The following is a 23,464-nucleotide window of genomic DNA, read 5'->3' on the forward strand; positions in this document are numbered from 1 at the left end:
TCCTGCGGCGGTTAGACAGATACCCTGCAGCCTACTAGACGAAACATGAAATATTGGAAGTACTACCTGGTGGCCCTCATCGTCATCATCATCGACCAGGCTGTGAAGCTGATCGTGCACTACAACATGGAAATGGGCATGCCGGGCGAAATCGTGCTATTGGGTGACTGGCTGAAGCTACACTATACCCTGAACCCGGGTATGGCATTCGGTGTCGAGCTCGGTTCTGATTACGGTAAGCTGATGCTGTCGCTGTTCCGTTTGGTGGCCGTGTTTGGTATAGCCTACTACATTTACCATCTGGTGAAAACGAAAGCACCTAAAGGCTTGATCTGGTGTATTGGCCTGATTCTGGGCGGCGCCATCGGCAACCTGATCGACAGTACCTTCTATGGTGTTTGGTTTGACAACCACCCGTATGGCTCGTCAACGCCCTGGTTTCACGGGCAAGTAATCGATATGTTCTACATCGACATCTGGGAAGGCATCGTACCAAACTGGATTCCGATTCTAGGCGGAAAGCCGATGTCGCTGTGGCCTATCTTCAACGTCGCGGATTCGGCCATCTTCATTGGGGTGCTAATCATCCTCTTTAACCAAAAGCGTTTCTTTGCCCATTACGATGAGCCAGCAAAGCAGCCTGCTGCGGAGCAACAAGGTTTGTAAGGTATAACTAGATGTAAGAAAAGCGGCTGTTCCATGTGGAGCAGCCGCTTTTTTGTTTTAGAGAACTCCCATTTTCTCCAGCCGCTTTCTTAACTCCTCCGGCGAGGTGAAATGAATCGACTCGATGCCTAGTTGCTCGGCGGCCTTGATGTTACGCAGGTTGTCATCAATGAAAAGTGCCTCTGAAGGCTGCACGCTGTACCTGTTCAGCAAGGTATGGTAAAAGCTGTGGTTGGGCTTGCGGTCTTTTTCGGTGCCAGACACCACGATGCCGTCAAACCAGCTCAGGAAGTCGTAACGCTCCAGGGCAATCGGGAATAGCTCGGCAGACCAGTTAGTAAGGGCATACAATTTGTGCTCTCCGCGTGCTTTCATTTCCCGAAAAATCTCCACAGATGCTTCAATCGGCCCGCCCAGCATTTCTTCCCAGCGGCCGTAATAGGCTTTTATCTGTTCTTCGTGCTCAGGATTTTTGGCAATTAGGTAGTCGTTGGCCTCCTGTATCGTGCGTCCGCCATCCTGTTCTTCATTCCACTCAAAGGTGCAGACGTTCTCCAGAAAATGGTGCATCTCTGCTTCATCGTCGAAAATTTTGCGGTATAGGTAATGCGGGTTCCAGTCGATGAGCACAGCGCCGAGATCCCAGATGATCGTGCTTTTCTTACCTGCTTCAAAGGAAACTGAACCGGACTGGTGGCTTGATTCTAATTTGTTATGCATAGTTTTTATAGTCGCTTTAAATGTCATGTAAAAAACGGAAACAAGATAAGCACTGCAATCATTCAAAAAACCTTATTTTTACCAGAAGCACCTAGCATATCACCCTTGTCTATACCAACGCCCATACTCCAGGTTACGGATCTGGAGACCACTTTCGCCACACGCCAAGGTATAGTCCGGGCGGTGGATGGGATTTCTTTTGCTGTATACCCCGGTGAGGCAGTGGCAATAGTAGGCGAGTCAGGGTCGGGGAAGTCGGTGACGGCACTCTCGCTGCTGCAACTGCTGGACCCTAATGCGCAGACAAGCGGAAAGGCTATGTTTGAATCAAGACGGCTAGGAGCAGTTGACGTGCTGCAGCTGAAGGAAAAGCAATTGCAACAGGTTCGGGGCAACGAGATCGGGATGATTTTTCAGGACCCCAGGTCCTCACTCAACCCCGTCCATACCTGTGGACAACAAGTAGCGGAGGTACTCTTGTGGCACCAGCGTATTCCCAAAGAAGAGGCGAGGGAACGCGTATTGTACCTTTTTGAACAAGCCAGACTGCCTAGGCCGGAACAGATCTACGACACTTATCCACACCAAATTTCCGGTGGGCAAAAGCAACGCGTCATGATCGCCATGGCCATGGCCTGTAAGCCCAGCCTCCTGATCGCCGACGAGCCAACGACCGCCCTGGACGTAACGGTGCAGTCGCGTATGCTTTCGTTGATTGACGAGTTGCGAGTGAAGCAGAACATGGCCGTGCTGTTTATCAGTCACGATCTGGGCGTGGTGGCCGAGATAGCCGACCGTGTGCTAGTGATGTACAAAGGCCGTGTGGTGGAGCAGGGTAAGGTGCTCGACATCTTCACTAATCCCCAGCACCCCTATACCAAAGGCCTGCTGGCCTGCCGGCCTACGCTCAGTACCAAACCGCAGTCCAAATTGGCTACGGTGGCCGACTTTATGGAAGAGGACAAGCAGGGCATTATCCATGAAAAGAAGCAGCAGGTATACGAGCCGTCTCTGGTGGATGTTGTGAATGCCTATGTAGGCACGGTAACAGGTATCAAGCAACAGCGCGATAACAGCCAAAAGCCGCCTTTGCTGCAGGTGGAGGATTTACAAGTACATTTCCCTATCAGAAAGGGTATTTTCTCCCGCACCACAGGCTATGTAAAAGCTGTGGACGGTGTGAGCTTCGATGCAAAGCACGGCGAGACGATCGCGTTGGTGGGCGAGTCAGGAAGTGGTAAGACTACGTTAGGGCGTGCCATTCTGCAGTTGGTGGAGCCGACGGCGGGGAGGGTTTTGTTCGAAGGAGAAGATCTTGCCAGCATGAAGGCGGAAACCCTGCGGCAGAGCCGCCGCCATTTCCAAATGATTTTCCAAGACCCCTATACCTCGCTCAACCCCATGCACACCGTAGGCGAGGCCATCCTGGAGCCAATGCGTGTGCATAAGTTGTACGGAAGCGACAAAGAACGCCGTGGTAATATGTTGGAACTACTTGAGAGGGTAGGTCTTACGTCAGCGCATGCGCAGCGTTATCCACAGTCCTTTTCGGGTGGGCAACGGCAGCGGATCGCCATTGCACGCGCCCTGGCGCTGCAGCCCAAACTGTTGATCTGCGACGAGTCGGTGTCGGCGCTGGATGTGTCGGTGCAGGCGCAGGTGCTCAACCTGCTCAACGAGCTTAAGCGCGATTTCAATATGACGTACCTTTTCATCACCCACGACTTGGCCGTGGCCCGGCACATGAGCGACCGCATTCTGGTGATGCATGAAGGGCGCATTGTGGAGCAGGGAACGCCGGCGCAGCTCTTTCAAAACCCACAGCATGCCTATACCCGTTCGCTGCTGCAAGCTATACCTGCGGGCGGCCCCGAGGCCATTGTGGCGGCGCAGGAAAAGCGGGAAGTCCTGAGATCAGGTATAGCGCAACATCAGGATTAATATAACCATCCGGATAGTCCTTATATAGACTTTTCTCTATAATTTCACCTGAAATTTAACAGCTTTTAACCTTAGCCTGCCTTGCGGGCGTATAGAGGCAAAACCATTTCAACCAATGCTTATCCTGGCCCAAGATGCGGCATACCTGCACTGGCCAATAGAAACAAGATACATGAGAAGTAAAAGACCAAGCAAAGGCGGCAGAGACAAAGACAGCCGCAACGATAGAGGCGGCTCCCGCAGAGGCGAGTCTTCCAGAAGAGAACCATCAGCCGACAGAGGCTCCCGCAGAGGCAACGACCGCAAAGGGGGTGGCAAAGACCGTTCGGCCAAAGGCATTGTGCTGGAGATGTTCTCCAGTAGCCCCGACACCGTTTTCACGCAGCGCCAGATAACCCGACGACTAGGTATAGTTGACAAGAAAGGCCGCGAACAGCTGCAGGGCATCCTGGTGAACCTGGTGCGAGAAAACAAGGTGCTGCTCATCGACGGCGACAAATTCCAGCTTAACCTGCGTGTCAACATCATCACGGGCCGCGTAGATTTGGCCAACAGCAAGTATGCCTACATCGTGTCGGAGGACACAGAAGATGACGTGCGTGTGTTCCGCGAGCACCTGAAATACGCTATGGACGGCGACCTGGTGAAGGTGGAAGTACTGCCAACGATGCATGGCGGCCGTGCCGAAGGCATGGTGATTGAGGTGCTGGAGCGCTCCCGCACCGAATTGGTGGGTTTGATGGAACTGACCAAAAACTTCGGCTTTGTGGTACCCGATTTCAAGCGACTCTACTTCGACGTGTTCGTAGGCGAGCGCAACCTGAACGGGGCGCAGTCAGGAGACAAGGTGCTGGTGAAGATCATTGAGTGGCCCAAGGAACCTGGGAAGAACCCGACCGGCGAAGTGGTAAGGGTGTTTGGCCAGGCCGGAGAACACGAGGCCGAGATTCACTCCATCATGGCCGAGTTCGGCTTGCCGTTTGAGTTTCCGGAAGCGGTGGAAGAAGAGGCCGAGCAGATCTCGGACAAGATTCCCGCCGGCGAGATTGCCAAGCGCCGCGACATGCGCGACGTCACTACCTTCACCATCGACCCGGCCGACGCCAAGGACTTTGACGATGCACTGTCTATTCAGAAGCTGGAGAACGGCAACTGGGAGATCGGCGTGCACATTGCCGATGTGACACACTACGTGCACCCGCGCAGCCTGCTCGAGAAAGAAGCCTTCCACAGAGCCACCTCGGTATACCTGGTGGACCGGACCATCCCCATGCTGCCCGAGCGCCTTTCCAACAACCTGTGTTCGCTGCGTCCGAACGAAGAGAAGCTGACTTTTTCTGCCGTTTTTGAACTGGACGATAACGGTAAGCTATACAACGAGTGGTTTGGCCGCACCATTATTTACTCCGACCGCCGCTTTGCCTACGAAGAGGCGCAGGAGCGCATTGAGACAGGCAAGGGCGACTTTGCCGAAGAAATCAACATTTTGAATGGCATCGCAAAGAAACTGCAGGCGAAGCGCTTTAAAAACGGCGCCATCAGCTTCGAGACGGTAGAAGTGAAGTTCAGGCTCGACGAGACGGGCAAACCGCTTTCCATCTATGTGAAGGAGCGCAAGGACGCCCACAAGCTGATCGAGGAATTCATGCTGCTGGCAAACAAAAAGGTGGCCGAGTTTGTCTACGGCTTAGGCAAAGGCAAGAAGCGCCCGACCATGGTGTACCGCACACACGGCTCCCCAGACCCCGACAAGCTAAGTACGTTCTCGCTCTTTGCCCGTAAGTTTGGCTATAAGGTGGACCCGGAAGGCGATATTTCGGAAGAGTTGAACAACCTGACGCACGAAATTGAGGGCAAACCCGAGCAGAGCGTGTTGCAGAACTTGGCGATTCGCACGATGGCCAAGGCCAAGTATAGCACCGAGCCGGAGGGCCACTTCGGCTTGGCCTTCGACCACTATTCGCACTTTACGTCGCCCATCCGTCGATATCCGGATATGATGGCGCACCGCCTGCTGCAGCATTACCTGGACGGTGGCACTTCAGAAGACAAAGAGGCTTTTGAGGAGCGTTGCCGCCATTCTTCGGAGATGGAGAAGCGCGCCGCCGACGCTGAACGCGCCTCTATCAAGTACAAGCAGGTAGAGTTCATGAAAGACACGATTGGCAATCAGTACAAAGGAATTGTGTCTGGTGTGACAGAATGGGGTATATTTGTGGAGATTGAAGAGAACAAGTGCGAAGGCATGGTGCGCCTCTCGAGTCTGAACGACGACTACTACGAGCTGGACGCCAACAACTACCGCATCATTGGTCGTCAGTCGAAGCGCATTATCTCTTTTGGAGATGAAGTGATGGTCGAGATCGTGAGCGCCAACATGGCCGAGCGCACCATCGACATGGAACTGGTAGAAACCCTTAAAAGACATTAATACAACCTGTGGATATCACGCAGCTTTCAACCCAGCTTAACCAAACGCTGAATAACCTCCGCTTCGGCGACCAGCCGGCGGAATTGTATGAGCCCATCCGCTACATCATGTCGTTGGGCGGAAAGCGGATAAGGCCCTTACTGGTGCTTCTGGCTGCAAAAATGTACGATGAAGATGTGGAAAACGTGCTATTGCCCGCTGCGGCCGTAGAGGTTTTCCACAACTTCACGCTCATGCACGACGACATCATGGACAAGGCCCCACTGCGCCGCGGACAGCAAACCGTGCACGAAAAGTGGAATGCCAACACCGCCATTCTGAGTGGTGATGTGATGCTGGTGCGTGCCTACGAAATGCTCTTAGGTATAGCGCCCGACAAACTGGGCAAAGTGCTGCAGCTCTTCAGCAAAACGGCCGCTGAGGTTTGCGAAGGCCAGCAACTCGACATGAACTTTGAGCGCCGCGACCAGGTGAGCATCGAAGAGTATATCCACATGATCACGCTCAAGACCGCTGTGCTGGTAGGCTTCAGCCTGGAGCTGGGCGCCATCCTGCAGGGAGCACCCGACAGCGATGCTGAGCACCTGAAGCAATTTGGCGACAACGTAGGCATTGCCTTCCAGCTTCGCGACGATCTGCTCGACGTGTACGGCGACAAGGCCAAGTTCGGCAAACAGGTGGGCGGCGATATCCTCTCCGATAAGAAGACTTTCCTGATGCTGACGGCCCTGGAGCAAGCCAATCCGGAGCAGCTACAGACCATCCTCGACTGGCGCGACAACACCGACGCAGGTATAGCCGAAGAAAAGGTGCAGGCCATTACCGCCGTGTACGACCAGCTCAACATGCGTAAGCAAACCGAACAGCAAATCGACTTCTACTTCCAGCAGGCGCTGGAGCATCTGGACGCCGTGCAGCTTCCTGCCGAGCGCAAAACCATCCTTCATGGACTGGCGCTGCAGCTGATGGATAGGGATAGTTAGAATTGCTAAATTGTTGGATTGTTAAATTGTTAGTTCGCGGAGCGTAGGGCATAGGTACAGCAGAGGACTTTTCAGGTATAGAGAGGTATAGCGAAGCACTCAGCAAGTATAGCAAGGTATATTTGCAGGTATAGCGGAGGGCTTCAGCTTACGATAACTTATATCTGATAATCGAATCAATTGAACAGCACCCGATAAAATTCAGTACCGGCAAACATCAAGCGTTTGAGCATGCAATGAATCACTCATGCACTCAATCACTCATTCAAAAATTAAAACACCCACTCATTCGCTAACTCACTCAATCACTCAATCACTCAATAAAAAATGAGCGTTACCATCATCCTGATCATCATTACAGTGGGCATTTCGTGTTATGCCTGGAAGAACCACGAGCTGATGCAGAACTGGATTTTCCATCCTTACTCAGTGGCCCGTGACAATTCCTGGCACCGCTTCCTGACTTCGGGTTTCCTGCACGCCGACTTCACTCACCTGTTCTTTAACATGTTCACGCTTTATTTCTTCGGTAACGCTGTGGAGATGACGTTCGGGGCTATTTTCGGGGAGACAACCGGTATACTCATCTACTTGCTGATTTATCTGGGTGGCATCATCGTGTCCGATATTCCTACTTTCCTGAAGCACCGCGACGACCCGCCTTACCGTGCCCTGGGCGCTTCGGGTGGCGTGGCCTCGGTGGTTTTCTCAAGCATTCTGTTTTACCCGACGCAGGACATCTGTCTGTATGCCATTTTGTGTATACCTGGCTTCATCCTGGGCATCCTATACCTGATGTATTCCTATTTTCAGGGCAAGCGGATGGGCGACAACATCAACCACGATGCGCACTTTTACGGCGCAGTGTACGGACTTATCATTACACTGGCCTTGGTGCCCAAAGCTGGGCCGATGTTTATCGAGCAGCTGAGTACCTGGCGCATGTTTGGGTAGGTATAATTGTACTCTTCTGCCTTAGATCCTTTAAACCAAAATCCGGCTGAGGAGCGATGAATTTCGTATAAATGCTAAAGACAAGCATTTGTACCGATGAAATCGAAACTCTATTATATATACCTTGGAATAGTACTTTTTATAGCCTTTTTCCTGACAAATAAAGTGGCGGTAGCGCAGGATACGGACTTGCAGCGCACCACCATCATGCAGTACGTCATCAACGAGCGGCCTGTGCTGGCCGAGCTGCTAACCACGGCAGGTATGGCGCCCGCTCTCTCCGGTAGCACATCCTATACCTTACTGATGCCGCCCGAGGCGCGTTTGCAGGAGCTGAAAGGGCAACCCGTGGAGAAGATTCGCGCTGTGATGGCGGCGCATCTCATCAAAGGGGCGCTTTCCGGATCTGACTTTAAAGAGGGAAGCCGCCTGCAGACTTATGGCAACGCCACGCTGAACGTATGCCGCAAGAAAGACGATACCCTTCTGAACGGCGTTCCGCTTCACGCAGCTGGCATCGCCCTGCGCAATGGCAATGTGCACGAAATAGAAGGGCTGCTCCAACCTTAACAAACTAGAGAATAACCTATCCGAAGTCAGGCTTATATGGTTTTACCTCTAATCAGGCTATTTGTCCTTGGATAGGTATAATGCGTTTGCCACTTGGTTGCGTATGCTATACCTAACCCCTGTATGGATAGCAAAGCACCTCATAACGACCCTTCCGCAGCCGCCCGGCAGCATGTAGCACGCAATTCGTGCTACGAAATTAGCTATGACAGCGTACGCAACAGGCTATACTTCAATATTTTGGGCTATTGGAAAAACAACGACAGCGTGCCCGAGTACCTGAAAGACTGGGATAAGGCCCTGCAGTTGGTTTCCCCCGGCTTCACGCTCCTCATTGACATGCGCACCATGATCACGCATCCCCAGCAACTGAACACGCTGCACGAGCAGTCGCAGCGCAAAATGAGGGCGGCCGGACTGGGAAGCATTGCCAACGTGATGCCGACCGACAGAATAGCCAGTCTGCAGGTTGCCGACATCATCAAGCGGGTGGACGTGCCGGTGCAGGATTTTGTGACCTGCGAGGAGGCTCAACACTGGCTGGACAAAACGATGGTTTAATCTTCCAGCTGGGCGATTTTATCTATTTGCGCCAGTTTTTTCCCTTCTGCAAGCTCCCTTTTTTGTAACTGTTTGACGGCAAATGCAGTTATAGCTACCAAATTATTCGCCTCCTGCCTGTGGCAACGCCACACTCCCTGTCTGGCTGCACACGAAGGCGTCTTTGTCCTTAACTATCGAGCATGACATACGAGATTGGCGTAGTTCTATCGGTGATAGCGGTGGCTGTGGTGCTTTTTGTCAGCGAGAAGCTCTCCATCGACACGACAGCCATTCTGGTGATGTGTCTTTTCATGATGCTCGGTATCCTCACGCCTGCCGAGGGACTCGCCGGATTCAGCAATCCCGCCACCATCACGGTCGCCTGCATGTTTATCCTCAGTTCGGCTATTTTCAAGTCGGGGGCGCTGAGCAATGTGGGGGTGTTGCTTACCAGGATAGGGCGCAAAAACAACCTGCTATGTTTACTGGCCGTGATGCTGGTGGCTGGCGCGCTCTCGGCCTTCATCAATGATACGGCCGTAGTAGCCCTGCTTATGCCCATGGTGATACAGGTGGCCCGCGATACACGCATCAGTCCTGCCAAGCTACTCATGCCCCTCTCTTTCGGAGCGCTGCTAGGTGGCGTCTGCACCCTGATTGGCACCTCTACCAACATACTGGTAAGCGGTATAGCGGAGGCGCAGGGAGAGGAGCCCATCGGCATGTTCGAGCTCACGGCAGCCGGTCTTGTGTTTCTGGTGATCGGGATACTCTACATGGTGTTTGCCGGTCGATTTCTGCTGCCCGACCGCAAGGTGGCCGAAGACCTGACAGAGGATTTTAACATGGGCGACTACCTGACCGAGATTGTGTTGCTGCCCAACTCCCCCTCGGTGGGTATGCCGCTCCGGAGCTCCAGCCTGGTGCAGAACCTCGATATCGACGTGCTGCAGGTGACCCGCGACAAGTTCAAGCTCAACGCCACGCCCTACACCATGCTGCGCTCGGGCGATGTGCTGAAGGTGCGCTGCGACGTGGAGAAGCTCAAGAAGATGAAGGAGGAGAAGGGCATCAAGCTGAAGTCGGAGCGAAAACTCAAAGACGAGGACCTGAACAGTACCACCACCAAGCTCTTCGAGGCCATTGTGACTCCCAACTCCTACATGGTAGGCAAGTCCCTGAAAGAGCTCGATTTCAGGGCCTACAACCACGGGGCCACCGTGGTCGCCATCCGTCACCGCGATGAGATCCTCCACGAAAAGCTCACCCATACCCGCCTTTCCGCCGGCGACGTACTCCTGATCTCGGCCGACAAAAACCAGGCGCTGAACCTGCGCAGCAACGAAGACATTCTGCTTATCTCCGAAACAGAGCGTAGCCATTACGACTACAGCAAAATTATACCTGTGTTAATCATAGGGGTAGGGGTGGTGCTGACAGCAGCCACAGGGATGGCGCACATTGTGCTCAGCGCACTGGTCGGGGTGGTGTTGCTGGTACTCACCAAGTCCATTCGCCTCGACGAACTCTACAAATCCATAGAGTGGAAAGTGATTTTCATGCTGGCCGGCGTGCTCTCCATGGGTGCGGCGCTCGAAAAGACTGGCGCGGCAAGCCTGCTCTCAGGCTTTTTGGTAGAGTCGATCGGAAGCTACGGGCCGCACGCGCTTTTGTCTGCTTTCTTCTTCATCACGTTCATGACCACCAATTTCATGTCGAACAACGCGACGGCGGCCCTGCTGGCGCCTATTGCCATTGTGGCGGCCAAAGAAATGGGGGTGAGCGTGCGGCCTTTCCTGATGGCAGTAACTTTTGCAGCCTCGCTCAGCTTTATGACGCCCATGGGCTACCAAACCAACACCATGATCTATGGCCCGGGCAATTACAGATTTATGGACTACCTGCGCGTGGGCACGCCGTTCAACATACTGCTGTGGCTGGTGGCCTCATTCATCATCCCCTTCTTTTTCCCGTTCTGAATTGTTCCACGTGGGACAGGTCACGCTTTTGCACACAGTAGGAGAGGTATAGAAAACACGTAATCAGTTAAAAACCAATGCAGTTAAGCAGCAATACTTACCAACTCAGCCTTTGGTTTGCCGTAAAATCAGGAAGCTGTTTTGAAGCGGGGGCTGCTGCAGACTTTATGCTTGCACCAGCGCAGCTCTAAAGTGCCTGACCACATTTTCGCCCACAGGGAAACTATACCTAAACTATACTATCCATGACAATCGCCATAATAGGAGGAGGGCTAAGCGGCACCTTAACGGCTATCCATCTGCTAAAGGATGCCACGGCAGGTACTACAGTCTATCTGATAGAGCCGGACAGGTATAGAATGAACCGTGGCGTGGCCTACTCAAGCCAGTTGCCGTTTCAACCGCTCAATGTGCCCGCTTCTGCCATGAGCCTCTTCCCAGACCAGCCCCTCGATTTTTATACCTGGCTGACAGCGAGAGCGCCACACTACAGCCGGCAGATCAGCCTTCCCGTGCAGGCCACTGATTTTATTCCGCGGACTATTTTTGGGGATTACCTGAAAGCGCGCTTGCAGGAAGCAGAGGCTGGTGCGGCAACGGGCGTGTCGCTGGTGCGGGTATACGAAGAGGCGCTGTCCGTCTCGAGGCATGGTCGCGGCTTTGTCGTCCGTTGCAGCAACCAATGCACGTTGAGCGCCCGCAAAGTGGTGCTGGCGCTGGGCAACTTCCCGCCGGCGCACTTTCCTATACCTAACAAAAGCTTCTATAAAAGCCATCGCTATATTGCCTCTCCCTGGTCGGCCAAAGGGCTAAGCGGGCTGCAGACCCATGAACCACTTTTGCTAATTGGCTCCAGCCTGACGATGGTCGATTTGGTGGGCAGCTTGCAGGCGCAGGGCCATCAGGGCAAGGTATACGTGGTGTCGCGCCACGGGCTGTTGCCGCAGCCTTTCGATGTCGGCACACGGCCCTACCCCAAGCCGGTAATTCCTGCAGCGGCACATTGGTCGGCTTTGAGTTTACTTCGCTTTGTTCGGGAAGAGATAAGGCAGGCTGAAGCGGCGGGCTATACCTGGCGTGGCGTGCTGGATGCGTTGCGGGATGACTTACCTACGCTCTGGCAGTCTTTGCCGCTAAAAGAGAAGAAGGCTTTTCTGCGGCACGTCCGTCCGTACTGGGAAGTGCACCGCCACCGCATGCCGGCCGCCTCAGCCGCGCTGCTGCAGCAGCTGCAGGCAGAGGGGCGCCTGGAAGTGATTGCGGCCACTGTAGTGGACATGCACGAAACCGGGAACGGCGCGCGCGTCACCATCCGGAGAAGGCATCACCTGGAAGCAGAAGAAGTGGAAGTGAGCCGGGTCATTAACTGCACGGGACCACAAAGCAACTATACCCAAGTGGCAGCCCCGCTGGTGCAGCAACTGCTGGCAGATGGCCTGATACAGCCCGACACGTTGCGGCTTGGCCTGAAAACAGCAGCCGACGGCAGGCTGATTGATGCGGAAGGCATGCCTGTGCGCGGTTTGTTCACCCTCGGACCTCCCCGAAAGTCGATGCTTTATGAGTCGACGGCGCTGCGTGAGATCCGGCAACAGGCAAAAGCGCTTGCCCACAGATTGCTGCGTCAGGGGAAGGCCTCTCTAAAGATCGTAAAAGCTAGCTGACCTCTTACAGACCAATCATGGGAGAAGACCTGTTCCTGATCTTGCTGGCAGTACTGAGTCTGGCCTGTGTGTTACTGGTTTGGCATTTTATGGCAGAGGATGAATAAGATACGTCTTTTTGTGGTGGTGCTTGGGGCAGGTTTGCTGCATGCCGCCACGGGGCTAGCGCAATCACCCGGAAAAGAGGTGACGCACCAGCAACTGGTCTGGTTTTTTATTCTGTTGCGCTTAAGTTTAACAACAGGTGGTCGCTCGTTACAGAAGTGCAGGAATGCCGGTTCATCAATCCTGACAGGCACCACCAGTTTTTGGCGCGCGCACAGGCCCGTTACGCATTGGGCAGAAACTGGGAGGCAGAGCTGGGCTTTACGTATTTCCTGCAAAGCCCCAACGACCCCAAAGCCACAGAGCGGCTTGCCGTGCCCGAACTGAGGCCGCACATCCAGTTGAGCTACGCGCAGCCCCTTGGCAGGGTGAGCATCTCCCACAGGTATAGAGCCGAAAAGCGCTTCTTCCGGAACACCAGCAACGGAGAGCTGGCACCCGGTTACAACACGAACTACCGTTTCAGGTATAAACTGGGCGTGGCATATCGCCTGACCTACCTGAATGACCGGCCGCTCAAACTGGAGGTGAGCGACGAGATTCACCTCAACACTGGAGATAAGATTTTGTACAACCACTTCGACCAGAACAGGATCTATGCAGGGGTGAGTTATGCAGCTTCGGACAAGCTGGAAGTGTCGGCGGGCTATCTGAACTGGTACCAGCAGCGGGATGCGGGCAACCAGTTCTACAACCGGCACATTGTGCAGCTGGCCATCTCCCACAATATTGATTTATCGGGCAAGCGCAGGGAGGTGGTAGAATAAGGTATAGTGGTGAGGTGAGGATAACAGGTATAGCACTTGAAACCTTTTGTCCTTTGTCAAAAATTTCCTTTGTCGGGAAACCTACAAATACCCTTTCGCCTGCAGTGCAAACAGTTCAGCGTATTTTCCGTTCTGCGCCAGCAGTTCCTCATGCGAGCCCAGCTCTTTTAAATGTCCCCGCTCCAAAAACAGAATGCGATCGGCCATGCGCACCGTGGAGAAGCGGTGGGAGATGAGCACAGCGGTTTTGCCGGCAATTAGCTCTGAAAAACGCAGAAACACCTCGTGCTCGGCCCGCGCATCGAGGGCGGAAGTGGGCTCGTCGAGAATGAGCAGCTGGGCGTCGCGCATGTAGGCCCGGGCCAGCGCCACCTTCTGCCACTCGCCACCCGATAGTTCCACGCCTTTGTTGAAGCGTTTGCCGAGCACCTGTTCATAGCCATCCGGCAGGCGCTGGATTACGGGGTCGGCCAGGCTTTTTTGTGCAGAACCCTGTATGCGGTCGCGGTCGCCGATGTTGCTGATCTGGCCGATGGCGATGTTGTCGGAGGCCGTCATCTGGAAGCGCACATAATCCTGGAAAATGATTCCAACCTGGTGGCGCAGGTCGTTGAGGTCGTATTCGCGCAGGTCTACCCCATCAAGCAGGATGCGACCTTCCGAAGGTTCGTAGAGGCGCGCCAGCAGCTTGACCAGCGTGGTCTTGCCAGCCCCGTTCTCGCCCACGAGCGCCAGTTTCTCACCAGCCCGCAGGTGGAAGGACAGGTGCCGCACGGCCCATTTGTCGCTGTTGTGGTATTTGAAGCCGACGTTCTCAAAGGTGAAGCCTTCTTTGATGGGCCGGGGTATCGACAGCGGATTGGCAGGCGGTGTGATTTGCGGCTTGAGCTCCAGGAAATCAAAGAGGTCCTGCAGGTATAGCGCGCTCTCGGCAATCTGCGAAAAGCGGGTCATGATGCCCTGCAGCAGGCCGCGCATGTTGCTGAACGAGCCCGCCAGAAACGTGAGCGTACCCACCGTAATGGCGCCGGCCACTGTTTGAGCCAATATAAAAATGTAGGCGCCGTAATAGGCCAGCGTACCCAAAGAGGAGAGCACGCTCCCCCAGACGGCCCGCCGGATGATCAGGTTCTTGTTCAGGGCATAGTAGCGATCCGAGAGCTGCCGAAACCGCGTAGCCAGAAAACCGGACAAATTAAAGGTCTTGATTTCCTTCGCTGTTTCATCGGAGGCGCCGATGTAGCGCAGGTAGTCGAGTTCACGGCGCTCGGGCGTCCAGGAGCGGGAGAGGGAGTAGGTGCGCTCGTTGAAGTGCGTCTCGCCCAGAAAAGAAGGGATAACGGCCACCAGCAAAATCAGAATGAGCCAGGGGTTGAAGGCAATCAGGCCCACAGCCAGAAAGCCGATCGTGACCATATCTTGTAATTGCGAGAGTACCTGCGACATGAGCACCACCCGCGTGATGGTTTGCCGCCTGGCCCGCTCCAGCTTGTCGTAAAAGGTAGCGTCCTCGAACTGCGCCAGGTCCAGCCGGGCGGCATGCTCGATGAGCTGCACCGAGGTGTTGTTGGAGAACAAATCGCCCAGCAGGCTGTCGAGCAGCGTGATGCCCCGGTTAAAGACATCCGATAGAATGGCCAAGCCGAGCTCCGCCGCCACCAGCAGCCACAGAAAGCTCAGGTCGCGCTCGCCCGTCGCACCAATCAGCCCGATCACTTCGTCGATGATCAGCTTGCCCACGTAGAGCATGGCCAAAGGTATAGCCGACTTGACAAGGCGCAGCAGCACGTTCCCAATCGTCATGCCGGGGCTTGTGTGCCAGATCAGGCGGAAGAATTTGGGCAGGTTTTTCAGGGCGCCCACCTGTTCGCGGAAACTCTTCTTGTCGTCTGCCCCTTTCGCCCCACGGGCTCCTTTGCTCGGTCTGTCCATCGTCAATTCTATACCTGAAACCTATACCTATACCGAAATAACGGGCTTATGTTTTACCCAGCGGCCTGAATCTTAACAAAAGCTGTAGGTTCTCTTTCCTGCTGGTATCCTATATTCAGAATTGTGCTTATTTTTAGCGGATGAAACAAATTTACGCATTCCTGATCATAACCGTGGCGCTCCTGACCGGGTACCAAGCCACGGCACAAACCGTAAAAACAAAGTATTTGTCCGCCATGCGGAAAGAAGTACCGGCCGCCGAGGCGCATTACTTCGAGGAAATAAAAGAGGACGCACTGGGTGGAGGCACCCGCACGCTATACCTGGCAAAAGACAGCAGCAAGGTCAGGACCCTCCACTACAGCGACCTGGACGGAGGTACCTATGGCTTCGGCATCCAGCACGGACCGGTGTATGAGTGGCATCCGAATGGGCAGTTGAAATTGCAGATGGCCTACCACTACAACAAATGGGACGGTCCCTACACCACCTGGTACGAGAACGGTCAGCTGAAGCTGAGCAGCAGGTATAGCCAGGGCACGCTCGTAGACACCTTGAAGGCTTTTTATGAAACAGGCGTTCTGCGCAGAGTGGAAGTATACCAGCAAGGCAAAATGGTGTCGGGTGAGGTATACGATGCGAGTGGCAACAGCATAGATTTCGTGCCGATGGAGGTCATGCCCGAGTTTCCGGGCGGCGAACAGGTGATGCTGCGCTGGATCGGATCGGTGCTGAAATACCCAAAAACCACCCGCAAGGCAAAGGCAGAAGGGCTGGTGATCATCTCGTTTGTGGTAGACGAACAGGGCCGGATAGGGGACACGGAACTGATCAAGGGAATACATCCGGACGCAGACGCCGAGGGAATAAGGGTGATAAAAGCCATGCCCACCTGGAAGCCCGGACTGCAGGAAGGCAAGCCCGTGCCGGTGCGCTATACCTTGCCGTTGCGTTTCTCGCTGCGGTAAGGTATAGCGCAGAAAAGCATTTGCACATCTAAGTAGCTTATTCTAATTTCCTCTCCATCATAACGAATGAAACAACTTTACATACAGCTGATAGCGGTGATCCTGTTGCTACACGGACAGGCAGCCATTGCGCAAATTACTGAAACCAGGTACTTGAATGAACTCAGCCAGGAAGTTGGAGCTGAGGAAGCTACTTTCAAAGAAGTGATAGAGCGCGACGAGGCCGGAGGAAGCGTCCGCACCCGCTATAGCGTGAAAGACAACAGCAAGCTGCGTCAGTTCAGCTACAAGGAGGGGAGCGACGGCAAGAGCCGCAGGCATGGCACACACTACGAATGGTACCCGGAAGGGCAACTCAAGCTTGAGATCAACTACCGAAACGACAGCCTGACCGGTCCGCACACACGCTGGTATAAGAACGGGCAGGTACACGTGAGCCAGCATTATCACGGCTATCAACTGGTCGATACGCTTAAGTCGTATTACGAATCCGGCGCTTTGCGAAGGCTGGAGGTCTATAGCAAAGGCAAAATGCAAAAAGGCAGGGTATACAGCGAATCCGGTAGAGAAATAAAGTACACACCTATGGAGGTGCAGCCTGAATTTCCGGGAGGGGAAATGAAAATGATGAATTGGCTTGCCCAAAACGTGCGATACCCGGCTGAGGCTCAAAAAGCTGGAGCACAGGGCCTGGTAATCATTTCCTATTTAGTGGACACTTCAGGGCGCATCAGCAACATTGAAGTTCTGCGGGGTTTCCATCCGGCAGGTGACACCGAGGCTATTCGTGTCGTAAAGCAAATGCCCCGGTTCAAACCAGGCACCATCGAGGGAGAACCGATCGATATGACCTACATACTCCCGATACGGTTTACCATACACTAAGCAACAGTCGGCAGGTATAAAGGGAAGCGGTACTACTGAATATAGGTTTTTGCTATATTTTTTAAATGCAGGCCCATCTTTTGCAAATGCAGCACGATGTTTGAGCTGTACAAGGTCAGAACATCACGAGTCAAGACCTATGAGAAAAACTGTACTGCTTTTGCTGCTGGCTAGCACCGTTTCCCTGAATTCCTGTTCTCCGGCCCTGTACCCCGAAGTTGACGAGCGACTGACCACACTTCCCACACAGCCACACGCTTACGATATAGAAGTGTTCTTTGCCGGGGAATGGCCAAAGGAAGAATACATTAAACTGGCGGCCCTTGAGACCAGGACCGGCGGAAATGTGCCCTACGCCTACATGATCAAAAACCTGCAGGACAAGGCCAGAGTCTATGGTGCCGATGCAATCATCGTCCAGGACAAGAACTTCATCCCCGATGTGCAAACCGGCGTGATCACAGATGCGGTGTATACCACCAACTTGGGTACCCTTACAGGTATAGCCATCAAGTATAAGAAGTACATGGATACTAACCTGATGCCCAAAACGCAACAGGTAGAGATGTACGACCCCATAACGGGCACCTATCAACCCCTGATCAACCTGGCCTACTGGCCTGATGGAAACCTCCAGGAAAAGGAGGAACTGCGTGAGAATGCGGCCTTCATTTACAGCAACTACATTGGCAGCTATACCATGCGCCACCTACAAGAGCGGGGCCCGTGCTGGTCGCACCGCATGCAGGAGGGCTATGTGGTAGAGCGCGAGCTGCATAGAGACGGCCTATTGCAAAAGCGCATGGAGTTCGACTACGATGTGGCCAGGCGGCTGAAACAGATCCGGATCAGAAACACGCGGGGTGCATCAGAGGAAATAAACTTCGTGTATGACGAGGCAGGCAGACTGAGCCAGCGCATCATTTTCAAGAGCGGCAACCCTTATATAGAGGAGGTATACCGCTACAACGAAGCCGGGGAGGCCGCAGAAGTGCAGGTATACAACACGAATCTGCCGGAAAAACTGCCGCTTCTGCGGAGCACCTATACCTATTATACCCTGGAGGAAATCTAGAAACCCGGTTCTGCAGTATAGTAGCCTATGACGCGCTACCTGCTGCTTTTCCTGACGGGCTTTGCCTACGCCCTCCTGATCCTACTGTACTCCGACCTGGCGGGTGATGAGGCAGTCTTCAACCGGAGGATGGGGCTGATCGCGGCGATTTCACTTTTCGCTTTCGCTTCGTGGCTCACCCTGTTCAGCATGCGGCTGGGCGCGCTGGTGTCGCTGCCGAGTTTGCTCGTGCTCGTTTACTGGAACCTACGAACCGCTAAGCTTATCATAGGGCAGGGTGCCGCCTTCGATGCGGCCATTGCCATCATTCACCTGGTGGTGGGGCTGCTGGCACTGGTCACCTTGCTGACCAGCCTGCGCTACGTGTTTAAAAGGAGGTTGTCGTGGGGAGCGGGCACCCCTTCGCCGGGCCTGTTTTTCAAATTGCTCCTGACCGTTATACCCATCACTTTGGGTACGGCCTACCTGCTCTATGCCTGACATGTATCCGAGAAATAGAGTGGTGAGCCCTTTCAGAGGGCTGCACACAGAAAATACGAACTGAGAAAGCCCTAAAATGAGAAAAGCCCCGTCAAAATGACTGGGGCCTTCTCTCACCTTAAAACAAACTAATCTAAACTTTAACTAACCTTATCTTTATACCTGCCGAAGCAGTGCTTATATCAATTTTCTATAAATGTGCTGTACACATCCAATAAAATTCAAAAAATCGATTTGGAGATTTGCGTAATCGGAAAATGCTTTTCATATTAGCCTTCCGGATATGTGTCTCTCTCAATTCGGGTGCAAAATTATGGTTCTGTTAAGATAAAAGCAAGCAGAATACTCAAATTTTTGCATAATTTTTATATCTATCTGATAATCAGGTAAATAATTTTAATTTCGCCTCTTCTCTTTCCTTGCTTTTTCCTCCTTTTATAGGTTTTTCAGGCTTTACAGAGATGTTCTGTGTGCTATACCTGGCGACTGGATGGTAGTTCGCGCCGCTGAATAAACTTCGTTTACTTTACTCAAGGCATAAAAAAGCAGCCGGCAATGCGTCTTTATCCAGTGCGCTGCCGGCTGCCTCCAATCGATTCAAACTCAGGTTTAGATCATCGCCACTGTTTTATTGTCGATCTGCCCGCCATAGGTTTTCTTGTAATGCACTTTGCGCTCCAGGGCTTCGATAACAGGTATAGAAAAGTCGACTCCCTCCAGGTTGCTGGCCGTTGGCATGCCGCCCGGGCTGAACACGTTGATTTCCATGAGCTTATCGCCCACAATGTCGAGCCCAACCATGAACATACCGTCCTGAATAAGTTTCGGGCGCACCAGCTCTACCAGGTCCAAGGCGGTCTGGGTAATTTTGGCCGCTACGGCAGAGCCGCCGGCGTGTATATTGCTGCGGATGTCGTCTTTGCTGTTGACGCGGTGCATGGCGCAGTACTTGCCTTTGTACTGCAGGGCCTCGCCGTTCACCACAAAGAGGCGAGTATCGCCCTCAGAGGCTTGCGGCAGGTACTCCTGTGCAATCACGTAGCCGTCGCGGCTGATGGCCTCCACAATCTGGTTGAGGTTGGTCGTGTCGTCCTTCTTTACCATAAACACACCCGAGCCGCCTGAGCCCTGCAGCGGCTTGAGGATGATGTTGTTTTTCTGCTCGTTGAAGAACTCCTTAATCTCCTCTTTGTCGCGGGTGATGAGCGTGCGGGGGCGCACCGCTTCCGGGAAGTGCTGAAAATACATCTTATTCACGGCGTCGGAGAGGGAAGTCGGGTCGTTGAGCACAATTACGCCGTGGCGCAGGGCCAGCTGACCGAAAATAATTCCTGCGTTCTGGGCCCAGGCACGGCCCTCGCCTTCCGAAGAGGGATCGTTGCGCAGCATCAGCACATCCAGCTCGGGCGCCGTTACGCGCGTCTGTTTCGCCTTCGGCCCCTGTATGGCCTCCAGAAAAGTGGCTGGCGTCTTGTACTTCTGCTTCGAGTCGGCGAGCACGGCGGTGGCGCCCATGTAGCCGTCCGGGTAGTAGGCTAGGTCGCCCACGCCCATCAGCAGCACCGTATGCCCCGCATTGTGCATGCGCTGCGCCAGGAAGATGGTGGTATGGTCAGGTTTTTCTGTTTTTACGTCGTTTACTACAAATCCTATTGTCATGTCTATATATCAATGTTTATCGGGATTAATTTTCCAGTAGGTTAAATACTGTAATCCCTGCTTTTAGTTTTTCCAATTTGGGTTGCACGGCCGGGTCGGTAAGGTAGCGGGGCCGGATGGGGACGGGCCGCAGCACCTGCCGGTAGATGAGCTCCTGCACAATGGGAATATACTCCTGCCGGATCTTTCCGATCAGAAGCGGCTCCAGCTCGTTGCCCTCTTTCAGGTAATGCAGCAGGTGGACGAGCCCGCGCAGGTATACGGCGTCCTTCGTAAGCCCACCGCCGCGGTGCACGCGCATGGTCACGTTAAAGGCCGTCTCCTCGCTGAACCTGTACTCCTCTTTAAGCCGCAGGAAATTGTCGCTAAAGCTGCAGCCTTTGATGAGATGATGCACTGTCACGACGCGTGCAGCCAGTATGCGCAGTCGGTCTTGGTCGAGGCCGCCCACAAGGTATTCGCTCAGCACGGCGAGGCCTTCCTGTAGCTCTTCGTAGCCCGGCGCGCCCACATACAGTTGCTGCAGCGGCTGGGCCTTGCCATTGAAGTACGTGAGAATGTGCGTGCCCACCTCGTGCTGAATCAGCGCCTCGGCGCGGTGTCGCGGTATTTTGGCATCGGTTCCGATGTTTAGCCTGCCTTTGGATACGATTAGCCCGACAATGTCCTTGCGGATGTCAACCCCCGACTCAAGTGCCGGGTACTGGCTTTTGAGGTAGGCAATTTCGCGCTCGGCCAATGTGGCAAACTCGTCGACAGGTATAAGCGGCACGTCTTTTTCGCGGGCGGGCTCTGGTATGGCAGCCAGTATGCCTTCGGCCACCTTCAACAGTTGCTCGTCCACGCCGCCAAACAGCTGCAGACTGCTGTACAGAAAGTGCGGCGTGTTGCGGTCGGCCAGCATGGTCAGGGTCTTGTCGAGCTCGCGGCGCTTGTCTCGGAACAGATAGGCCAGTGTCGGGTCCTCCACCTTCTCGATGGGAATGTTGTAGAGTTTGCGCTTGAGCAGGTCAGCGTCGATGGGCATGAGGCGGTAGTGGAAGTTGGGAGCCTCTCTGAAGCGTTTCACGCGGAACTCCTCCCAAGCCTCGTCGGCATTGATGGGCGTAACCAGCAGCAGAAACCGGAACTGGTCGCTAATGGAAGTGAGCTGCCGGTCGATGCGCCAGACGGCGGGCACCACGGCCTGCCGGCCCAGCGCCTGAAAGTGCTTGGGATGGTGACTGGTCTGCACGCGCACGAAGTCGAACACGGCCTTTTTGATGGCGCTCGACACATGGCTGCGCAACGTGCGCTGCAGCAGGGGGTATACCTGCCCCGAGCCGGCCTGGCGATAAATGGGTTTGAGCTCGAGTCCGAGCATCAGCGTACTGTGCTTTTTCAACTCCTCTTCGCTCATCAGGCTGTTGGGCCCCTCCAGCAAAGTCTGGTTAGAAGCCGTGGTCACCGTAACGGGCAGGTTGCTGATCTTGATGCTGGCCAGTTCGTTCTTAAGCGTACGAATGGTGGCGGGCAGTGCTTCTTCAGGTCCGAGCACCCGGAAGGTCGAGCTGTCGGCGGCGCTGTCGTCGGGAGCGGCCAGGAGCTCGAGTATCATAAAAGCGCCAAACTCATCAGCCATGGCTTTCGCTATCTCGCCTATCAGCTGCCGCAGTTCGGGCGTCTGCTCTTCGCGGGCAATGATGTAGGCAGCCTCGGCTTTTACGAAGTCGGCGGTGGCATGGTCGGGTTGGCCTGCCGGGTGGCGGAAAAGCACCAGAAAGGGCAGTGGCCGGTCGATGTGCAGCAGACCTCCCTCGGGCAGTCTTCTGCGCACCTGCCGGCCGCGCTTCAAGCTCCGCACAATGCCTTTGATGAAAATGTCAGAAATGGTGTCGGTCATGGCGAGAGGGTTTTGCATACCTGTTCGCGTGCCGCCAAAACAGGTGCTATCGTGCTTTGCAGCGCTTTTCTGATTTCCTGTAGCTGCGCCTCGTCCGGTTTTCCCGTCCACTCGTCCATAAAAAACTTTTTAAATTCGATGGAGATGACGCAGGCGCGGTCCGGAAAGGTGTCATGGATCCAGCGCATGAAGTGGCCGCCCTCAAACTTGACATTCTCGCGCACGTCGAGGTGACGGTCCTGGTAGTTGTAGGCTTGCAGCGTCTGGGTAAAGGCCTCGACCACAGGAGCCCAAAGCTGGCGGTTCATGTTGCCGGTTCCCAGGTTCACTTCGGGGTTTTGCTGCGGGTCTGCCTCGGGCCCTTCGGCGCCATCGCGGCGGTGGTTGTAGGTATGCAGGTCGTACACCACAAAGCAGCCATGGCGGTCGGCTATACCTTGCAGCATCTCTTTCACATCGGCATAAAACCGGTCGTAGCGGGCCAGCGACTCCTGCGCCAGTTCTTCGGGTAGATCGTCTTTCCAGACGGTGAGGCCCCAGGCATCCTCGGGCTTCCGGTAAATGGCTTTCTCGCGTGGGCGGTTCAGGTCCATTTCGAAGCGCGAGTTTAAACCAATGATCTGGTTGTCGGTTATACTTACCCAGCCCGCCGTGAAAGGGTCTTCTTCGCGCAGCCGCTCGTCGGCGTTAAGCGAGAAAAGGCTGCTGATGTTGTCGCGCACGATATGGCCGTCGTGTATGGCAGTGGCGATAAGGGGGCTTTGGCCGGTAGAAAGGGTATAATAGGGTGCGGTTTGCTTCGGATCAGGCATAAAATCTTTTTGGAAACTTTTACCCGATATTTATACCTAAGGTTATTCTACAGGCATGGTTGTTTAAACCTTGATATTCAGTCGCAAACTATTCATAGGCCGGGGCAAAAGCTTAACCTGAAATAGTTTGTAGATTGATCTGAAATAAATAGATTTAAAAGTCTAGAACAAAATTAGTTACTATAAAGTATAGCTATATACCAATTGTTTCACCGCAAAAACAGAGGTCCCTATGCGCCATCTTTACAAAAATGTATTGTTAACCATCGCCATTTTCTCCGTAATCGTGCTGTCGCATAGCCTCAGAACGGGAACACTAGTACTCACAGAAACACTTGCGCTTGTCCTGTGGTTTGCCATCGGGCTGACCGTAGCCCTGTTGGTAGGCAAGGCTATACCTGCCCATACCCGGTAACAACGCTCGCTTTTGCATAATGCATCCGCTGCC

The 23,464-nt window shown here is 54.0% G+C and carries 20 protein-coding genes; 15 read left to right on the forward strand and 5 right to left on the reverse strand.

Annotation, left to right across the window (positions count from 1 at the left end; translation table 11 throughout):
- Positions 1-45: 45 nt before the first annotated feature.
- Positions 46-666 carry a lipoprotein signal peptidase gene (locus tag B0B12_RS09915; RefSeq protein ID WP_076668417.1) on the forward strand — a complete coding sequence of 207 codons (621 nt, stop codon included), beginning with the start codon at positions 46-48 and terminating at the stop codon, positions 664-666.
- Between the two features lie 57 nt (positions 667-723).
- On the opposite strand, the gene B0B12_RS09920 is transcribed toward B0B12_RS09915, so the two are convergent.
- Positions 724-1,386, reverse strand: a complete 663-nt coding sequence (locus B0B12_RS09920; protein WP_083704178.1) for an HAD family hydrolase — start codon at positions 1,384-1,386, stop codon at positions 724-726.
- A 105-nt stretch (positions 1,387-1,491) separates the two neighbouring features.
- Between B0B12_RS09920 and B0B12_RS09925 the strand changes: the two genes are divergently transcribed.
- From B0B12_RS09925 to B0B12_RS09965, 9 genes are all read left to right on the forward strand, one after another.
- A complete protein-coding gene (locus B0B12_RS09925) occupies positions 1,492-3,327 on the forward strand; it encodes an ABC transporter ATP-binding protein (protein ID WP_076668419.1) in 1,836 nt (611 codons plus the stop codon).
- Between the two features lie 172 nt (positions 3,328-3,499).
- On the forward strand, positions 3,500-5,758 hold the full coding sequence (gene rnr / locus B0B12_RS09930; RefSeq protein ID WP_076670206.1) for a ribonuclease R: 2,259 nt from the start codon (positions 3,500-3,502) through the stop codon (positions 5,756-5,758).
- An 8-nt stretch (positions 5,759-5,766) separates the two neighbouring features.
- A complete protein-coding gene (locus B0B12_RS09935; protein ID WP_076668422.1) occupies positions 5,767-6,741 on the forward strand; it encodes a polyprenyl synthetase family protein in 975 nt (324 codons plus the stop codon).
- A 327-nt stretch (positions 6,742-7,068) separates the two neighbouring features.
- Positions 7,069-7,695: a rhomboid family intramembrane serine protease gene (locus tag B0B12_RS09940; RefSeq protein ID WP_076668425.1), complete on the forward strand. Its 627-nt coding sequence runs from the start codon at positions 7,069-7,071 to the stop codon at positions 7,693-7,695.
- Positions 7,696-7,791: 96 nt separating this feature from the next.
- Entirely contained in the window at positions 7,792-8,265 is a 474-nt protein-coding gene (locus B0B12_RS09945) for a fasciclin domain-containing protein (protein ID WP_076668427.1), read from the forward strand.
- A gap of 123 nt (positions 8,266-8,388) precedes the next feature.
- Positions 8,389-8,826, forward strand: a complete 438-nt coding sequence (locus B0B12_RS09950; protein ID WP_076668429.1) for a hypothetical protein — start codon at positions 8,389-8,391, stop codon at positions 8,824-8,826.
- A gap of 182 nt (positions 8,827-9,008) precedes the next feature.
- The gene (locus B0B12_RS09955) at positions 9,009-10,787 is read left to right on the forward strand and encodes an SLC13 family permease (protein WP_076668432.1); all 1,779 of its coding nucleotides are present in this window, start codon (positions 9,009-9,011) and stop codon (positions 10,785-10,787) included.
- Between the two features lie 245 nt (positions 10,788-11,032).
- Positions 11,033-12,451, forward strand: coding sequence for an FAD/NAD(P)-binding protein (locus tag B0B12_RS09960; protein WP_076668435.1), 1,419 nt, complete (start codon positions 11,033-11,035; stop codon positions 12,449-12,451).
- Positions 12,452-12,657: 206 nt separating this feature from the next.
- A complete protein-coding gene (locus B0B12_RS09965; RefSeq protein WP_280173752.1) occupies positions 12,658-13,323 on the forward strand; it encodes a DUF2490 domain-containing protein in 666 nt (221 codons plus the stop codon).
- An 81-nt stretch (positions 13,324-13,404) separates the two neighbouring features.
- On the opposite strand, the gene B0B12_RS09970 is transcribed toward B0B12_RS09965, so the two are convergent.
- Positions 13,405-15,255, reverse strand: coding sequence for an ABC transporter ATP-binding protein (locus B0B12_RS09970; protein WP_076668441.1), 1,851 nt, complete (start codon positions 15,253-15,255; stop codon positions 13,405-13,407).
- Between the two features lie 140 nt (positions 15,256-15,395).
- Between B0B12_RS09970 and B0B12_RS09975 the strand changes: the two genes are divergently transcribed.
- The 4 genes from B0B12_RS09975 (at position 15,396) to B0B12_RS09995 (ending at position 18,663) form a co-directional block, all read left to right on the forward strand.
- Entirely contained in the window at positions 15,396-16,223 is an 828-nt protein-coding gene (locus B0B12_RS09975; protein ID WP_076668444.1) for an energy transducer TonB, read from the forward strand.
- A gap of 66 nt (positions 16,224-16,289) precedes the next feature.
- Positions 16,290-17,108: an energy transducer TonB gene (locus B0B12_RS19945; RefSeq protein WP_083704180.1), complete on the forward strand. Its 819-nt coding sequence runs from the start codon at positions 16,290-16,292 to the stop codon at positions 17,106-17,108.
- Between the two features lie 139 nt (positions 17,109-17,247).
- Positions 17,248-18,183, forward strand: a complete 936-nt coding sequence (locus tag B0B12_RS09990; RefSeq protein ID WP_076668447.1) for a hypothetical protein — start codon at positions 17,248-17,250, stop codon at positions 18,181-18,183.
- A gap of 27 nt (positions 18,184-18,210) precedes the next feature.
- Complete coding sequence (locus tag B0B12_RS09995) at positions 18,211-18,663, forward strand: hypothetical protein (protein WP_076668450.1); 453 nt, start codon at positions 18,211-18,213, stop codon at positions 18,661-18,663.
- 609 nt (positions 18,664-19,272) lie between these two features.
- Here B0B12_RS09995 and B0B12_RS10000 read toward each other — a convergent pair.
- Genes B0B12_RS10000 through B0B12_RS10010 form a run of 3 tightly spaced genes read right to left on the reverse strand, consistent with a single transcriptional unit; the run spans position 19,273 to position 23,016 of the window.
- Complete coding sequence (locus B0B12_RS10000; RefSeq protein ID WP_076668453.1) at positions 19,273-20,322, reverse strand: glutathione synthetase; 1,050 nt, start codon at positions 20,320-20,322, stop codon at positions 19,273-19,275.
- A 25-nt stretch (positions 20,323-20,347) separates the two neighbouring features.
- Positions 20,348-22,222 carry a peptidase MATCAP family protein gene (locus tag B0B12_RS10005; protein WP_083704181.1) on the reverse strand — a complete coding sequence of 625 codons (1,875 nt, stop codon included), beginning with the start codon at positions 22,220-22,222 and terminating at the stop codon, positions 20,348-20,350.
- Positions 22,201-23,016, reverse strand: a complete 816-nt coding sequence (locus B0B12_RS10010) for an N-formylglutamate amidohydrolase (RefSeq protein WP_076668459.1) — start codon at positions 23,014-23,016, stop codon at positions 22,201-22,203. The genes B0B12_RS10005 and B0B12_RS10010 overlap by 22 nt, the downstream gene beginning before the upstream one ends.
- Positions 23,017-23,248: 232 nt before the next feature.
- Here B0B12_RS10010 and B0B12_RS10015 point away from each other — a divergent pair, with 232 nt between their 5' ends.
- Positions 23,249-23,431: a hypothetical protein gene (locus tag B0B12_RS10015; RefSeq protein ID WP_076668461.1), complete on the forward strand. Its 183-nt coding sequence runs from the start codon at positions 23,249-23,251 to the stop codon at positions 23,429-23,431.
- The last annotated feature ends 33 nt before the right edge of the window (positions 23,432-23,464 follow it).

It is taken from the genome of Pontibacter indicus, from assembly GCF_900156345.1.
In the GTDB taxonomy this organism is placed as follows: Bacteria; Bacteroidota; Bacteroidia; order Cytophagales; family Hymenobacteraceae; genus Pontibacter; species Pontibacter indicus.

Excerpts from the sequence above, each read along its gene's own strand:
- B0B12_RS09915 (WP_076668417.1), top strand. The coding sequence starts at position 46 with ATGAAATATTGGAAGTACTACCTGGTGGCCCTCATCGTCATCATCATC.
- B0B12_RS09920 (WP_083704178.1), bottom strand. The coding sequence starts at position 1,386 with ATGCATAACAAATTAGAATCAAGCCACCAGTCCGGTTCAGTTTCCTTT.
- rnr (WP_076670206.1), top strand. The coding sequence starts at position 3,500 with ATGAGAAGTAAAAGACCAAGCAAAGGCGGCAGAGACAAAGACAGCCGC.
- B0B12_RS09940 (WP_076668425.1), top strand. The coding sequence starts at position 7,069 with ATGAGCGTTACCATCATCCTGATCATCATTACAGTGGGCATTTCGTGT.
- B0B12_RS09945 (WP_076668427.1), top strand. The coding sequence starts at position 7,792 with ATGAAATCGAAACTCTATTATATATACCTTGGAATAGTACTTTTTATA.
- B0B12_RS09950 (WP_076668429.1), top strand. The coding sequence starts at position 8,389 with ATGGATAGCAAAGCACCTCATAACGACCCTTCCGCAGCCGCCCGGCAG.
- B0B12_RS09955 (WP_076668432.1), top strand. The coding sequence starts at position 9,009 with ATGACATACGAGATTGGCGTAGTTCTATCGGTGATAGCGGTGGCTGTG.
- B0B12_RS09960 (WP_076668435.1), top strand. The coding sequence starts at position 11,033 with ATGACAATCGCCATAATAGGAGGAGGGCTAAGCGGCACCTTAACGGCT.
- B0B12_RS09970 (WP_076668441.1), bottom strand. The coding sequence starts at position 15,255 with ATGGACAGACCGAGCAAAGGAGCCCGTGGGGCGAAAGGGGCAGACGAC.
- B0B12_RS09975 (WP_076668444.1), top strand. The coding sequence starts at position 15,396 with ATGAAACAAATTTACGCATTCCTGATCATAACCGTGGCGCTCCTGACC.
- B0B12_RS19945 (WP_083704180.1), top strand. The coding sequence starts at position 16,290 with ATGAAACAACTTTACATACAGCTGATAGCGGTGATCCTGTTGCTACAC.
- B0B12_RS09990 (WP_076668447.1), top strand. The coding sequence starts at position 17,248 with ATGAGAAAAACTGTACTGCTTTTGCTGCTGGCTAGCACCGTTTCCCTG.
- B0B12_RS09995 (WP_076668450.1), top strand. The coding sequence starts at position 18,211 with ATGACGCGCTACCTGCTGCTTTTCCTGACGGGCTTTGCCTACGCCCTC.
- B0B12_RS10000 (WP_076668453.1), bottom strand. The coding sequence starts at position 20,322 with ATGACAATAGGATTTGTAGTAAACGACGTAAAAACAGAAAAACCTGAC.
- B0B12_RS10005 (WP_083704181.1), bottom strand. The coding sequence starts at position 22,222 with ATGCAAAACCCTCTCGCCATGACCGACACCATTTCTGACATTTTCATC.
- B0B12_RS10010 (WP_076668459.1), bottom strand. The coding sequence starts at position 23,016 with ATGCCTGATCCGAAGCAAACCGCACCCTATTATACCCTTTCTACCGGC.
- B0B12_RS10015 (WP_076668461.1), top strand. The coding sequence starts at position 23,249 with ATGCGCCATCTTTACAAAAATGTATTGTTAACCATCGCCATTTTCTCC.